Here is a 12912-nt window from a genome sequence, read left to right on the forward strand (position 1 = left end):
CCAGCGGAGCCAGTATCATCAGCGTCTCCTCACCGTCGATGCCGACCGACGGCCAGCCATCTCGATCCGCGCATCCACCAGCCGCTCCACACCCGAGGTCGGGTCCACCATCACAATCCGGGCACCGGCCAGGCCAGCAGCGACCGCAGCCGCGACGCCCGAGGTGTCGAGCGACAGTCGGGCCGAGGTGGGTGTCGGGACGGTCACCGACGGCCTCGTTCCTGGCTGGCCGCCCGAGGCATACCCCATCGCCGCGAACACTTCGCGCGGAATCTGCCTCGAGTTGAGCGCGTACATGGCGCGCACGCCGTAATGGTCGACCGCCGAGGCGTTGTGGATGAACTCCCGCGTCGACACGCGGGCGAGAATCGAGTCCGACGTCGGCGTGCCGGGTCCGCTGATCAGACCGGACGACAGCCTGCGCGGCTGACCACCTGTCGCGAACCCTGCGACCAGGCCGGGCATTTTGCCCGGCTTGTAGTTGACCTGCACCGACACCGATTTGCCGCTGATGCTGCGGACGAACGAGTAGTATTGCCGCTCAGCCTGCCCGGTCTGCACGCTGACCGAGGTGGTCAGGTTGTAGTTGCGCACGATGTCCTGCAGTGTGGTCTTGCCCGCCGCCAGCTCGCGTGCCAGCCTGCTGGCCGCCGCCCTACCGTGCCTGCGTGCGACCTCCTGCAGGATGGGACCGGCGTCGCTGAGGTTCATGGCGAAGTTGTCGCCGGCCTCCTTTCCGGAGGAGGCGAACAGGCGTTCGAGGCGCTGCAGCTCTGAGTCCGATGCTGTGGTCAGCTGCTTCACCAGCGGTGCGCCCTCGGGGCCGAGACGCGCCAGCTCGTCGATCATGCCCTGCGACACGCGCGACGAGAGCGTCAGCATGTTCGTCTGCCAATCACGCTGGGCGGTGACCTGCTCCTCGAGCGCTTTGATCCAGTCACGGGTCTTGACGGTCACGCCGTCGTAGAAGGCCGTCCAGGAGTCCGTGGTCGACTTCGTAGCGTCAGCGGATTTCTCGGCCAGCTCCTTGTTCTTGTCGATGACGGACTGATAGGCGCCCCTGATCGACACGAACGAGGTCGACGCCGCTGACACCATCTCCAGCCATTTCGCGGCCAGCTTCGACGCTGCCTCGGCCGCCTTCTTGGCGGCCGGGTCCATCTCCTCAAGTGCTTCGGTGCCCTCTTTGGTTGCCGACGCGGCGGCCCTGATCGCCACCGGCACCTCGCCGCCCATCCAGTCGGCGTAGTCCTGCGCCGTGAGAGCGGTGATGCCGAGCTGGGTGGCCTGATCTTCCAGCTTCCGCTTGTACTCGGGGAACAGGGCGATGAGACGCTCGGTGCTGACGCCAGCCTCGCGAGCCTGCTTCACGACGTCAGCCATGACGGTCGCCGCCTTGCTCGCATCCATGCCAGAGACTGCGGCGTCCAAGTTCTTGAACGACTGCCCAACACGGTCCATCTGGGACTCGAGACCAAACAGGCCCGCTACGGCGTTCTCTCCCGCGTACCCGAGTTTTGCGCCCCACGAGTGATCGATCCCGTTGACGAACTTGAACGCGGACGCAACGTCGCGGACACCGCCTGCCAGTTCGCGGGCCGGGTCGTCGGCGTCGCGGAAGATGCGCCCCAGATCACCCACGCCGTTCGCGGCCCGCTCCACCTCCTCGGCGGCCTTCGCGGCATCCAACGCGTGCGCGGTGAACTGGCTGAGGATGGTGCCAGCGATCTGCACCGCAGCGAACGCCGCCGCCGCGATTCCGACACCCTTCGCCACTTTGAGGAAACCGCCGTACACGCCGGCCAGCGGGCCGGTGCGCATCGCATCGAGCGCTGCCTTCGTCTCCACAATCCTGGGGATTAGCACCAGTAGCGACCCGCCCAGCACCACAGCCCCAGACCCCATGGTCGACAACAAGCCGCCGACCTGCAGGATGGGGGCAGGTAGCTTCTGGACGAGGCGCAGGAAGTCAGCGAGGCCGTTGGTAGCATCCACGAGCAGGCCGCCGCCATTCTTCCCGACCAGAGGCTCCGTCATCAGCGACGCCATGTCACGCCATGCCGCCTTCACGCGGTCCGTCGCGCCGGTCATCGTATTCTTGACGTTCGCGGACGCGCCGGCGAACCGCTCCGACATGCCAGCGGCGAGCGCATCGAGCGCCTGCCCAGCATCGAGCGTGCCGTTGGTGATCTCGCCCCTGATCTCGGCACCCGTCTTGCCCATCTGGGAGCCGATCAGGGTCGCAGCATCCACACCGCGCTGACCGAACTGCATCAGGTCCGTGGCGGTGATCTTCGCCGCCGCCTTCACCTGGGAGAAAATGCGCGTCAGCTCGGAAATGTCCTCGTTCGAGCCGCCCGTCGCCGCCACCGCATCGTTGATCGCCGACAGGTATGGGATGACCTTCTGCGCCTCGATGCCGAAGCCGAGCATCTGCTGCTGGGCCGAGATAAACACCGCTTTGGAGAACGGCGAGGTGCGGGCGAACTCGTCCAGCTTGTCCATCTGGTCGTTCGCCTCACGGGCACCACCCATGAGGGTGCGCATCGCTGCCCGCGACTTCTGCTGCAAAGTGTTGTACTCGATGCCGGTCTTGGCGATCGCCGCGTTGAACGCGAGCACGGGCGCGCCAGCGGCGATCATCGCCTGCCCAGTGCCCGTCCACGCCTCCCGCTGCAGCTTGGCCGACTGGACGATCTGCCCCATCGTCGTGGTCGCTTTTTTGTCGAACTGCTTCGACTCATCGATCAGGGTCGACAGCGACTTGGAGGCGCTGCCGATCTGGGCGTTGAAGTCCGAGACCTCGGCCCTCAGCCGGACGACGATGCTGCGATCAGCCATCGAGTCACCCCCTGTCGGCGTAGATTGGTGTCATGCGTCGTGCACTACTGCTGTTGCTGCCTCTGCTCGCGGTGGGTTGCTCACCCCCGGCGACTGAGACTCAAGCCCCTGCGGCCGAGACCGTGACCGTGACAACCACCCCAACGCCCAGCCCCACCAAGCCAGCCGACCCCGACATGTTCCGGACGATGATCACGGTCACCGGCGCCAAGGTCGGAAAGATCACAGACAATCAGTTGCTGATGGCAGGTTGGGCGGCATGCAGGGCGCTCGACGACGGCGGCGGGTATGAGGCTGGATGGAAAGCGGCCGCACTTTTGCTCATGCGATGGGGAGGGGGCGGCGACCCCGACCCAGACCTCGCGGCGGCGATCACCCTGTCAGCGGCCCAGAATCTGTGCCCGACTCATCGCGAGCGGGTCTTTGCGGACGCGCAGAGCTAGTCGACCCGCACTGCGTAGGACAGTTCGCCCGGCTGCGTCGGCTCCTGCTTCTCGGCCTCCGCTTTCGCCGCGCACGCATCACAGCGGATGCGGCGCTCCTCATGCCAGCCATCCATCTCGCTGGTCTCGTCCAGATAGTGGCCGCAGCCACCCGGACACAGCGACGCATCCCGGATCGTCAAAGCCTGGGCGAGGTATCGGTCAACCTCCGACCATGGTACGCGGGTGGGGATGCCCAGCATGACGCTGGGACGCACCCCCCACTCGCGTGCCGACGTGAGCGCGTCCAGCGCCCACGCGTTGCCTGTCAGTCGGAGGCAGAGGGCAAAAAACGCGGCGCGATCTGGCTGCGCGGCTTCGTGTCGAGCTGGAGCGCCAATGTCGCCAGCTCATCCACCTCGGGGGCGTGCGTCTCGCGCATGGCCCGCAGCACATCGGCGGTCATGCCTGCCGGGGATGCGATGTGCGCCGCCAGGAACTCGAGATTGGTTTGCTCGGCGTCCTCGTCCTTCTCGTGGGTGGCGATGAACTCGTCCCGCCACGTCTGAGTGCGGGCCTGCATCACGATCTCGCAGCCCTCGAGGTTATAGTGCGCCTTCGCCGGCGCGAGACCTTCCAGCCATGCGGCGAGGTCGAACCCGGCAGGGTCGAGGGTGTCGTCGGTCACCGCTTGCGGGGTGGTTTCGCCAAGCGCTTCGTCATTCTTCTTGGTCATGGGGTGTCCTTCCAGTAGGTGCGACTGCCCGGCCCCGGGGGAAGGACAGCTCGGGGCCGGACAGTCGCGGATGGGGGGGGGTTAGCCGCTGGCGGCGACCGTCTTGTCGAGCGCGGCGGCCTGCACCTGCACTGGGATAGTGCGCTTCACGTAGCCGCCGCCGTCCGACTTCTGCGGGTTATCAGAGACGCCCACGTAGGCGTCGTAGCGGTCGTCCTGCGCCCACGCCACCGCCGACTTCGGCCCCTCGCGGAACACGTAGGTCAGGGTCGCGCCCTTGGCGCGTGCCGCCTCGTAGACCGCGTTGTCCTCGAGGACGTACTTGCCGTCCTTGTCGAGGTACCAGAACGGGGCGAGCGTGCCCTCGTAGTTCGAGGCGCCCAGCGCAGCCGAGTTACCCTCGTTGCACAGGGGGGCGTCTTGCTCTGTATCCGACGCCGACGGCGAGAACTTCGTACCGCTCTTGGCGACCTTGCAGGACGCCTCGATGCCGGCCTGCAACTCCGTCAGCGTGATCGCGTCGAGGTTCGCGGGGCGGGTGATGAGGATAGTCAGCTTCGTGTTTCCATCGGCAAGGGTGCGTACTCCTCCGGCCATGGCTTACTCCTTCGTTTCAGCGGCCTTGCCGCGCTTTGTGGTTGGGGTGTTGTCCTTGATGGGTTCGCCCTCCGGCTCGACCGGGGTTGCGTCCTCGACGGGGGCCAGATGCTTACCCAGCAGCGGGTGATCCAGCCAGTGCTCAGGCACCAGATCAGGCAGGACCTTCCCGGTGCGGGTATCGATAGCGGCGATGAGGCTCATGAGATCTCCTGGGTGTAGACGGTGAACATGACGACCGTGTAGGCCGGGTTCGTGTTGGATTCGGGCAGCACCACAGCCCTGTCGACATCAACCGGCGTCGACTCTTCGTAAGTGATGAGAAACCGCGCCACCGATGACGGCAGCAGCGCGGGCATCAAGTCAGGGGTTAGGGCCTGCTTCCCATCGGACGCCATGCGGAGCGCAGTCCGCGGCAGACGGGCCGTGAACGTCACGCCCACAGGTGCGGACCACTGCCCGCACGAGCCAGCAGCCGACTCGTCGGCCTGCCGATCCTCTGTCCCGGACCACACCACCACGAACGGCGGCGTCGAGCCCGTGCCGTCACCGATCAGCACCGGCACCGACAGCACCGACTCGAGGCGGGCTTTCATCGCGTCCAGAGCGTCGACGACGGTGCTCACGAGAACACCGACTCGACCGCGGCGTCCGCGAGTTGGCGCATGAACTCGGCTGTCTCGGCCTCCAGCGCCACACGCGGGTCAGGCAGCGTCCCACCGCCACCCCGCGAGCCCCCGAAGTAGGCGATGTTCGCAAGGTTGCCCGCACCCACCTTCACCGGCCCGATCTGCGAGCCGTACTCGTCAGAGTCAAGCTCGTAGTTGATGTGGGTGGACAGCTTGAAGTGCCGCGACTTCTCAGCCTCGGCACGCAGTTGATTCTTGATGTTCAGGGAGCCTTTGGCGACGATCAGCCTGACCTTCGCGAGCACTCGGACAGGCACCTGCGACATGTCAGCGACCGCTTCGCGGACCTCGGTTACGTCGATCGATGCACCAGCCATCAGGCCCCTTTCACGATCTCGTCCACGGATACCCGGTAGGCGGTCGCGAAGTCCTTGACCGGCCACGTTTGCGCGACACGGAACCTGCGCCCCACAAGCCCTGGATCGCAGGCGTGCATGCATGTCGCTATGTCGCCGAGTTGCGGCTTGTAGCGGCTAACCGGGAGATGGAGCTGCATCCGCTGCACGACAGCCGACGATGGGCCGATGGTGGTTGACTGCTCGTAGCCCTCGTAGGTTTGGAGCTTGCCTCGCCCCTCATAGACGACCTCTCGCATAGCCTGGTCGCTGTAGCCGGACTCGGACATCTCACCCGTGTCCCGCTCAATGCGCCATTGTGAGGTCATCAGCGATTCGGCCTGCGCCCTCAGTCCGGGCAGCTCGGCCCGCACGTCATCGAGCAACATGGCGGCCAGGTTCCCCGTATGGCGACACTGAGAACGCTCCGGTCTCGACCACTCCGAGGGCTTCCCACCATTCGGGGCGGATCTCGATCAGGCCGGTCGATGCTGCATAGCTGCGCATCACCGACGCGTCATCGACACGCACACTGACCTGCGTCACCGGATCGGGACGCCGCAGTCGCGCTGACACGGACTCTACGAGCACCATGCGCAACATGTCTTGGTCTAGTTGGTCGAGGCCACCCGTGCGTCTCGCGATGGTCGCCTCAGCCCACTCAGTCCACAGCTCGGCCTGACGCGCTTCGGCATCGGTGAGGGGGCGGCCCAAATTCGCCTCCAGATCGCTCTGCGAGTAGCGCCTCGCCACCCCCTCACTCATTGAGTCACCCCTTCGGTACGGCGCTCGTCGCGCCCGTGTCATAGTTGTGGGTGACGGTGAACTCCTTGCCGGTCTGATCGAACGCTGAATACGTTTCCGACCGGTTGCCGCCAGCAGGTGTCGGGATAGAGGCAACCGGCTTGATCGCATTCACCGTCATGTGACCAGCAGCCGCAGCAGCGGCCTTGTCGGCCGGCGCTGAGCTGGCACGCTCCGCCGGGTCGAACGTGTCGGCGGGCGCGTCGCCTGCTGCGGTGGTCTGCGGCTTGTTTTGCGTCTGGTCATCCGCGATGCGGGTTGTTTTGGGTCGAGTAGCCATGATCCAGTTCCTCTCAGGCCTTCTGGACGCCACGCAGGCGAGCCGCGGCGCGGCCACCCTGCACGACAAGGCCGGGGTAGTAGTCGATGCGTGCACGGTAGGCAGGCTTCTCTTGCAACTCGCCGACCGTGTAGCAGTCGAGCGGGCCGTTCTGGATGCCCATCACACCAACCGAGCCGGTGTTCCAGGCGAACTTGATCGCGTACAGGTCGCCGCCGCCGACAGGCAGAATCTTGCGCCCCGACCAGTGGTTGCCGGGGTCGATGAACGGCACGCCGTTCCAGGTCCATTCACGCTTGCCGGTCATCTCCGAGACGACGTACTCGGAGCCGCCGAGCTTGCGCGCAAGCGACTTGTACTTGCCGAGCAGATCACTCGACGTGTACACCACATCGGGGCCGCCGTCGACAGCCGCGAACAGGCTGTCGAGGTCGTCCAGAGCGGCGTCGCTAGTGAGGGCCGTAGTTGAGTCGATGACCTGCGACCCGACGAGCCGCTTCTTGAGACCATCGAACGACTTCGGATCAACCGCAGTGTCGCCGTTGAACATGGCGTCCACGTAGGTGGCCTGCGCCGACTCCAGCTTCATCCTGATCTGGTCAGCCAACAGCACGCCGCGAGCCGAACGCATAGTGCGCTCGATGTAGCGGTCAACATCGGCGTCGCCACCCAGAATCACCAGATTCTCAGTGGCCTGATTGATGACACCGGTCGACTCGACGTACGCCTCATTGACGGTGCGGAACGCGGTGCCGGGAAGCACCTTGTCCTTGTCGTATGCGTAGGCGTTGCCCTCGATGTCCTCGAACGGCATCCTGTCCCACACCCACGACACTTGCGACGCGGTTTCGATGGCACCCCGGCGAACGGGGTCGGCCACCAACGTGGCGGCCTGTGCGAAAGTAACAGCCATAGCTGTTCACTCCTTTTCTGGTTTCGCTCGCCGGGGGTGGCGAGACGGCTTATTTCTTCCCCAGCGCCGCTTCGATGCCAGCAACCAGACGGTCGCGGCCCGGCAGCGGCTCAGGTTTGGGGGGCGCACCCTTGGAGCCTTGCGAGGCATCCGGTTTGGGGCGCGGGAAAACGGTGGCGTCGTCAGGCTCTTCACCCTTCTCGGCACCCTTCTGGGGTGCGAGGCGGGCAGCGAGCTTGGCTCGGGCCTGCGAATCAGTGACGGCCGCCAGCGCAGCACAATCGTCCTCATCAGTGATGCCGTGACGACGCGCCAACTCCGACACGTCGAGGCGGGTCGTCAAGTCGGCCACCTTCTCCGACAGGTCGGCATCCTTGCTGGCCTTCTGGTCGACTCCGAGCGCGGCCGCCAGCTTGTTGAAACGATCCTCCAGCGCCTTGCGCTTGTCGCGCTCCTTGGCCAGATCGGCGAGCACAGCGTTTTTCGAGTCGTCGTTTTTGAAATCGCCGCCAGAGTCTGGGGGGTGCGGCTGGTTGGTCGCTTCGACCTGCTCATCAGGCACGGCATTGCTTGCGGGGTTGGACATCTCGTCTCCCTCATGTTTTGTCCGGCGCATCTCGCCCCGGGTGGTCATGTGTAAATCTGGCCGCTTGTCGCAAACCAACGCTGATATGCCTTCTCCGCGGCGGCGATCTCGGAGGAATCGCCGCTCTTGCGAGCCGCATTCAGCCTCACCTTGGCGTCGTGCATGCGACGCTCCGCCGCAGTCATCGTGTACCTGTCGCCAGCCCTGACTCCGGCCGCATTTGCCTGCTCGACCGCATTCCGTGCTGCGACCCTCTTGCCGCCGCGACCGAATTGTCCGTACCCGGCAGCGCCGCCTCTCCCGAGCGGCACATTGGGGAGGATGTATCCGTGCTCCACCAGGAGGCGCACCGCCTCCTCCCGCGATTCCGCGATGCGGAAAATGCCGTCTGGGGTAAGCCTCTTCCCCGATCTACCCAAGGCGTTCCTCGCGGTTCCGTGCTTCGACATCCCCTCAGTAGTCAGCAGGTATGATTCGCGACTCTTCGAGCTTCTGCGATAAGCGTTGATCACCTGATTGACGTCCGCACCCTCATCTATCGCCCTGCGCTGCGCCTCAGTCAGGTCGTGAATCTGGCTAGGTGCGATCGATGACGAATAATCGGGCGGCGGCGCACTCAGCGCCGGACGATGCACACAGTCGCACAGTGGATGCCGCCGGAAACCCTCATTCCATCGGAACCACTTCCCAGCCAGCACTGCACACCTCTGGCAACACGGGGGCCGCACCAGACGCACCCACCCAGCTCGCGGCGTTGCCGCAATCGTCGCCTGCGTCGCAGCCCGACCAGCGTCAGCCACCATGGTCTTCGCGAGGCCCGCCATCCACTGACCACCAGCCGCCATACGCTCAGCCATCGGCCCCGATGCCGAACGCGCACGCACCACACCCGAGTACAGCAGCCCATCCAGCGAGCGGCCATCGGAGGCGAGACCGGCGAAGCTGCGCGGGTTGATCAGCGAGTCCACGCCCAGAGCGTCAGCCGCGAACTGGCCAGCACGCTCAGCAGCCCTCACCTGACCGGCAGCAACCGTCACTGACAGTCGCCGCGACACATCCGGCCAATCCTCAGGACGCCGCATGCCGTTACGCCAAATCCGCGACACCAGCACCTCGACGCCGCGCCCGGTCGCGATCTGCGCCAGATGGAAACTGTCAGCCGGTCCCACGTATCAGCTCCGATGCGAGCTGCATTTCAGGGTCGAGGTTCGCCTCGTTACGGAAATATCCCTCTTCGCGACGCTTTCGGGCGGGCGACCACCCCAACTCATCCCAAGCGCCTTCTCGGGACACGATGCCGGACTGCTTGGCCTTCACGACCGCGTCCATGCGCTGCGCCACCGTCGGGGTCGCCGGATTGTGCCAATCCACCCGCACCCTGTTGCCGGGGAGTTGCGTCTTAGTCGCGATCTGATAGGCGAGCGCAGCGGCCCATCCGACAGTCATACCCACCTCGGAGTTCTCCGCCTCACAGGTACGCACAAGCCGTTTCTCTTCGCCCACGATCGCGCCCTCAGCCGGAGGATTCGCTGTCGAGAGCCCGAAATACGAGATCGGGAAGCCCGTCGCCGCCGACATCTCGATCGCATACGCCTCCTGGGCGGCGCGGAAGTTCTTCAAATCGGAGGCGGTGAGTTGTCCGACCTTCGCCTGCGGGTTTGTGATTGTGTGAATCGCGTTGTAGTAGGCGGCCCATACCGGCAACGGCTCACCAGTCTTCGGGTCAACAAAATCGCCCTTCACGACCCCAGTCATGAAGATGCGGGGGATGCCATGCGACTCGACCGCGAACTGCAGGTTCGTCAGATTCCGGCACGAGCTGTCGATGATCGACCGCAGGCCCCTGGTCAGCGCCGTCCTCCCAACCCATGACCCTGAAACCCTCTTGTTGAGGTGCATGAACACTGGGACGACACCCATCCGGTGCTGGTCGCGGTCGACCTCGACCCACTTGCCGGTACGCGGCGACCACTCAACCCACACCGTTTCATCAGGCAGATACAGCGTCGCGAAACAAGGGGTGCGTCGAGTCACGGCATCCACGCCGTAGAACCGTGCAGCCGCCGTCACCATCTCGTGACGCTCATCAACAAGGCCAGCCATCTCACGCGGAGATTCGGCACGGATCAACGGCAGATCCGGATTCTTGTTATTGCCGCCCACCGTCAGGAACGCCCGACCAAACAGTCTGCGATCCCGATTGAACATCGCGAGCTGCACGTCGCCGTTCGACGCATCCCAGATAGCGCGCAACCGGTCATCGGCCTTCTCTTCGCCGGGGAGCACGAGGGCGCGCATCTGCTGGCGATCAACCACAGAGTCCACCACCACAGCCGCCCCCGACGTGATCACGTCATACTCGCGGCGATACTCAGGCGGCAACGCCAACCCGATATGCGTGAAGGCATGCTCCGTGTCGTAGTAGGACAGCAGCATGTCGTCAGAATCACGATGGGAACGTAGGTCGAGGTACAGCCGGTCAAGAGTTTGCAGCTCGTCAACACTCAGCACACGCAGCCACCCCTTTCGCGACTCATAGGAAGAAAATCGTTTCCTTGGCTTCGGTCGACCAACCGGCCGCCGCCATATCCGCGGCAGCCTCGTGCGCCAGCACGTCAGCCATCACCACATCGATCTTCAAATGCTCAGCCGGTTTGCCGAGAATGAACTTGTCGCCCGGTTTCGCGACCATCCGGGCCGCCAACGCCTGAGCCTTGAACACCTCATCCGGGGCGTGCGTCGTCAACCCCTCGGCCATGTCCTCCCGGTACCTGACCAGTGCTGGAAACATGCGCGCAATCGAGTTCGTCGGCCACTGCAGCACCACATCGTCACCGAACCTCGACGCCCACGCATCGGCCTGCGTTTCCCAGTGCCGCGGGTCGCAGTAGATGCGCCCCACCCTGTAGCGGCGCATCACCTCATCCACGGCGGCATCAACCTCGCCGCGAGGGATACGACCCTCCGGCCACTCCCTTGGGTTCCATACCGCTGGACGCTGATCTGGCCCATACGTTGGCGTGAACCGATGCCCGTCAATCGTCTGCAATCGCAGCGCCGTCCAGTCGCTCGACCGTGACCCGTCAAACCCGCCACACACCGCCGCGCCGTCCGGCACGTCGACCGCAAGCTCAGCAGCCTCCACCACAGCCTCAGGCAGGAACGCGCCCAAGCCTTGCACCAGCATGTTCCCAAAGAACCGCTTCGCCTGCGCCGGGTCGGTGTGCATCAACTCGGCGCACTCGGCCTCGATTGCCTCCAGATCAGCCCACGGCGACCCGCGATACACAAACCGCAGAATCTTCGCCCGCTCAGATTTCAGCTCAAACCTCAGGTCAGTGGGCGGCCTGCGGTAGAACCGGAAAATATCCTTCGATGATGACTCAAACGTCTGCTGAGCCGCCGAGTTCTCCATCGGGTCCCACGGGTTCGTCACCTCCAGGCCACGACCACCCATACCCGCCAAGCCGCGGCGCATATGCTGCCATACCTTGATCAGCTTGCCCGTGTACAGGCCTGACTCATCCGCCACCGCGAAATGGATGGGAGCGCCCACCTTCGAGTTCGGTGCAGCCGTGATCGGCAACACCTCGCCATTGTTCGGCGTGCGGATGAAATCCTCACGAACCCGCATCAGCTCCTGCAACGGGCCGCGCCTGATCATCTCTTGGAGCGGCGCGTAAATGTTGTCGGTCTGATCCTCAGCCGTCGCCAACAGTTGGATGCGGGACACCGGCCGCGGAATACCCATCGGCTCACCCGCATCGTAGGCGTAGACGAACCCGCAACCGCAGCCATGATCGACACACCGATACCGCTCGCCACCAACAGCCCAGCCAGCGAAAATGCACGGCCCGACAGCCTCGAACGGGATCAGCGACGCAGCCCACGGCGACTTCCCCGTCTTCTGCGGCCCCACCACCTGCGAACGGCGATACTGGAACGCTGGCGCACCCACCGGGCGGGCCTGGTTAAACACCGCCTTCGGCTTCACCCTGTAATGGTTGAGTGTGCACCACAACTGCCAGCCGTCATGCACAAACGGCTCACCCATCGACCAGCCGTCAGCGACCAGGCAGTGGGCCTCGATCCAGTCAGCAGACAGATACCCCAGAGTTGGCCACGCAACCGACCAGTCATCGTCAGGAAGCGAGGCCGCCATTGATCGCTCTCAGCTTCGAGCCGCGAGACCGCTTCGGCGTCGCAGCCTCAGCCTCGACTGACGAGGCGGTGCGGGTTGTGATCTTCCACCCCAGAGCTGCCAAACCAGCAGGCGTCAAGCCGATGTGCTCAGCGAAACGATGCAACTGCCCCAGCACCGGGGCCGACACGGTGGCGTCCTCACACCGGACAGACAGCCGAGTCCACATCGCCACCGAACGCACCAGCCACCCCGACACGTCCATCGACCACGCGCACGCCTGCGGAGTCCGCCACGCCCACTCCCATACCTCAGACTCACGATCAGTCACGTTGGGCAGTGGAAAGTCGGGCACCGGGCCGTCATAGCCGGACGCTGGCAAATCCTCCAGCCTGTAGCCGCGAGCATCAGACCGTGCAGAGTTCTCGTCCGGCATAGGCCCAGAGCGGATACGAGCACCTTTCGCCATGATTCTGGAGCCTCCTTTGCCGCATCTCACGGCAGAGAACGAGAGCGCGGCATCTCACCGCGCTTGGGAAAAATTTGAACCCGCCGGACTGTTTTGTGC

Annotated in this window: 16 protein-coding genes; 1 reads left to right on the plus strand and 15 read right to left on the minus strand. The window is 64.8% G+C overall.

The window, feature by feature from the left end; all coding sequences use genetic code 11:
• Positions 1-18 precede the first annotated feature (18 nt).
• Positions 19-2841, minus strand: coding sequence for a tape measure protein (locus ACTQ48_RS10255; protein ID WP_441085629.1), 2823 nt, complete (start codon positions 2839-2841; stop codon positions 19-21).
• Positions 2842-2873: 32 nt separating this feature from the next.
• Here ACTQ48_RS10255 and ACTQ48_RS10260 point away from each other — a divergent pair, with 32 nt between their 5' ends.
• The gene (locus ACTQ48_RS10260) at positions 2874-3284 is read left to right on the plus strand and encodes a hypothetical protein (RefSeq protein WP_441570841.1); all 411 of its coding nucleotides are present in this window, start codon (positions 2874-2876) and stop codon (positions 3282-3284) included.
• Here the strand turns inward: ACTQ48_RS10260 and ACTQ48_RS10265 are convergent.
• The 14 genes from ACTQ48_RS10265 to ACTQ48_RS10330 form a co-directional block, all read right to left on the minus strand.
• Positions 3281-3526 (minus strand): hypothetical protein, encoded by a 246-nt coding sequence (locus ACTQ48_RS10265; protein WP_343090034.1) that lies wholly within the window; start codon positions 3524-3526, stop codon positions 3281-3283. The two genes, ACTQ48_RS10260 and ACTQ48_RS10265, sit on opposite strands and share 4 nt — an antisense overlap.
• Before the next feature lie 65 nt (positions 3527-3591).
• Positions 3592-3999 (minus strand): hypothetical protein, encoded by a 408-nt coding sequence (locus ACTQ48_RS10270; RefSeq protein ID WP_441085627.1) that lies wholly within the window; start codon positions 3997-3999, stop codon positions 3592-3594.
• An 81-nt stretch (positions 4000-4080) separates the two neighbouring features.
• Complete coding sequence (locus tag ACTQ48_RS10275) at positions 4081-4596, minus strand: phage tail tube protein (protein ID WP_435541590.1); 516 nt, start codon at positions 4594-4596, stop codon at positions 4081-4083.
• Between the two features lie 3 nt (positions 4597-4599).
• Positions 4600-4800 (minus strand): hypothetical protein, encoded by a 201-nt coding sequence (locus tag ACTQ48_RS10280; RefSeq protein ID WP_343089994.1) that lies wholly within the window; start codon positions 4798-4800, stop codon positions 4600-4602.
• Positions 4797-5222, minus strand: a complete 426-nt coding sequence (locus ACTQ48_RS10285) for a hypothetical protein (RefSeq protein WP_441042214.1) — start codon at positions 5220-5222, stop codon at positions 4797-4799. Before ACTQ48_RS10285 ends, ACTQ48_RS10280 begins: the two co-directional genes overlap by 4 nt.
• Positions 5219-5602, minus strand: coding sequence for a hypothetical protein (locus ACTQ48_RS10290; RefSeq protein ID WP_441042212.1), 384 nt, complete (start codon positions 5600-5602; stop codon positions 5219-5221). Before ACTQ48_RS10290 ends, ACTQ48_RS10285 begins: the two co-directional genes overlap by 4 nt.
• The gene (locus ACTQ48_RS10295; protein ID WP_441042210.1) at positions 5602-6009 is read right to left on the minus strand and encodes a DUF6093 family protein; all 408 of its coding nucleotides are present in this window, start codon (positions 6007-6009) and stop codon (positions 5602-5604) included. Before ACTQ48_RS10295 ends, ACTQ48_RS10290 begins: the two co-directional genes overlap by 1 nt.
• Positions 5996-6373, minus strand: coding sequence for a hypothetical protein (locus ACTQ48_RS10300; protein ID WP_441570843.1), 378 nt, complete (start codon positions 6371-6373; stop codon positions 5996-5998). Before ACTQ48_RS10300 ends, ACTQ48_RS10295 begins: the two co-directional genes overlap by 14 nt.
• 16 nt (positions 6374-6389) lie before the next feature.
• Positions 6390-6704: a hypothetical protein gene (locus ACTQ48_RS10305; protein ID WP_441042209.1), complete on the minus strand. Its 315-nt coding sequence runs from the start codon at positions 6702-6704 to the stop codon at positions 6390-6392.
• Positions 6705-6717: 13 nt separating this feature from the next.
• The gene (locus ACTQ48_RS10310; protein WP_441042207.1) at positions 6718-7617 is read right to left on the minus strand and encodes a major capsid protein; all 900 of its coding nucleotides are present in this window, start codon (positions 7615-7617) and stop codon (positions 6718-6720) included.
• 49 nt (positions 7618-7666) lie between these two features.
• The gene (locus ACTQ48_RS10315) at positions 7667-8203 is read right to left on the minus strand and encodes a hypothetical protein (RefSeq protein WP_441042204.1); all 537 of its coding nucleotides are present in this window, start codon (positions 8201-8203) and stop codon (positions 7667-7669) included.
• A gap of 44 nt (positions 8204-8247) precedes the next feature.
• Positions 8248-9372 (minus strand): hypothetical protein, encoded by a 1125-nt coding sequence (locus ACTQ48_RS10320; protein WP_441042202.1) that lies wholly within the window; start codon positions 9370-9372, stop codon positions 8248-8250.
• A complete protein-coding gene (locus tag ACTQ48_RS10325; RefSeq protein ID WP_441042200.1) occupies positions 9359-10714 on the minus strand; it encodes a phage portal protein in 1356 nt (451 codons plus the stop codon). The genes ACTQ48_RS10320 and ACTQ48_RS10325 overlap by 14 nt, the downstream gene beginning before the upstream one ends.
• Before the next feature lie 22 nt (positions 10715-10736).
• Complete coding sequence (locus ACTQ48_RS10330) at positions 10737-12365, minus strand: hypothetical protein (protein WP_441029632.1); 1629 nt, start codon at positions 12363-12365, stop codon at positions 10737-10739.
• Between the last annotated feature and the right edge of the window lie 547 nt (positions 12366-12912).

It is taken from the genome of Collinsella sp. Sow4_E3, from assembly GCF_052116285.1.
Classification (GTDB): Bacteria; Actinomycetota; Coriobacteriia; order Coriobacteriales; family Coriobacteriaceae; genus Collinsella.

Coding starts and splice junctions, on each gene's coding strand:
- ACTQ48_RS10255 (WP_441085629.1), bottom strand. CDS start 2,841: ATGGCTGATCGCAGCATCGTCGTCCGGCTGAGGGCCGAGGTCTCGGAC.
- ACTQ48_RS10260 (WP_441570841.1), top strand. CDS start 2,874: ATGCGTCGTGCACTACTGCTGTTGCTGCCTCTGCTCGCGGTGGGTTGC.
- ACTQ48_RS10265 (WP_343090034.1), bottom strand. CDS start 3,526: ATGCTGGGCATCCCCACCCGCGTACCATGGTCGGAGGTTGACCGATAC.
- ACTQ48_RS10270 (WP_441085627.1), bottom strand. CDS start 3,999: ATGACCAAGAAGAATGACGAAGCGCTTGGCGAAACCACCCCGCAAGCG.
- ACTQ48_RS10275 (WP_435541590.1), bottom strand. CDS start 4,596: ATGGCCGGAGGAGTACGCACCCTTGCCGATGGAAACACGAAGCTGACT.
- ACTQ48_RS10280 (WP_343089994.1), bottom strand. CDS start 4,800: ATGAGCCTCATCGCCGCTATCGATACCCGCACCGGGAAGGTCCTGCCT.
- ACTQ48_RS10290 (WP_441042212.1), bottom strand. CDS start 5,602: ATGGCTGGTGCATCGATCGACGTAACCGAGGTCCGCGAAGCGGTCGCT.
- ACTQ48_RS10295 (WP_441042210.1), bottom strand. CDS start 6,009: ATGTTGCTCGATGACGTGCGGGCCGAGCTGCCCGGACTGAGGGCGCAG.
- ACTQ48_RS10305 (WP_441042209.1), bottom strand. CDS start 6,704: ATGGCTACTCGACCCAAAACAACCCGCATCGCGGATGACCAGACGCAA.
- ACTQ48_RS10310 (WP_441042207.1), bottom strand. CDS start 7,617: ATGGCTGTTACTTTCGCACAGGCCGCCACGTTGGTGGCCGACCCCGTT.
- ACTQ48_RS10315 (WP_441042204.1), bottom strand. CDS start 8,203: ATGTCCAACCCCGCAAGCAATGCCGTGCCTGATGAGCAGGTCGAAGCG.
- ACTQ48_RS10330 (WP_441029632.1), bottom strand. CDS start 12,365: ATGGCGGCCTCGCTTCCTGACGATGACTGGTCGGTTGCGTGGCCAACT.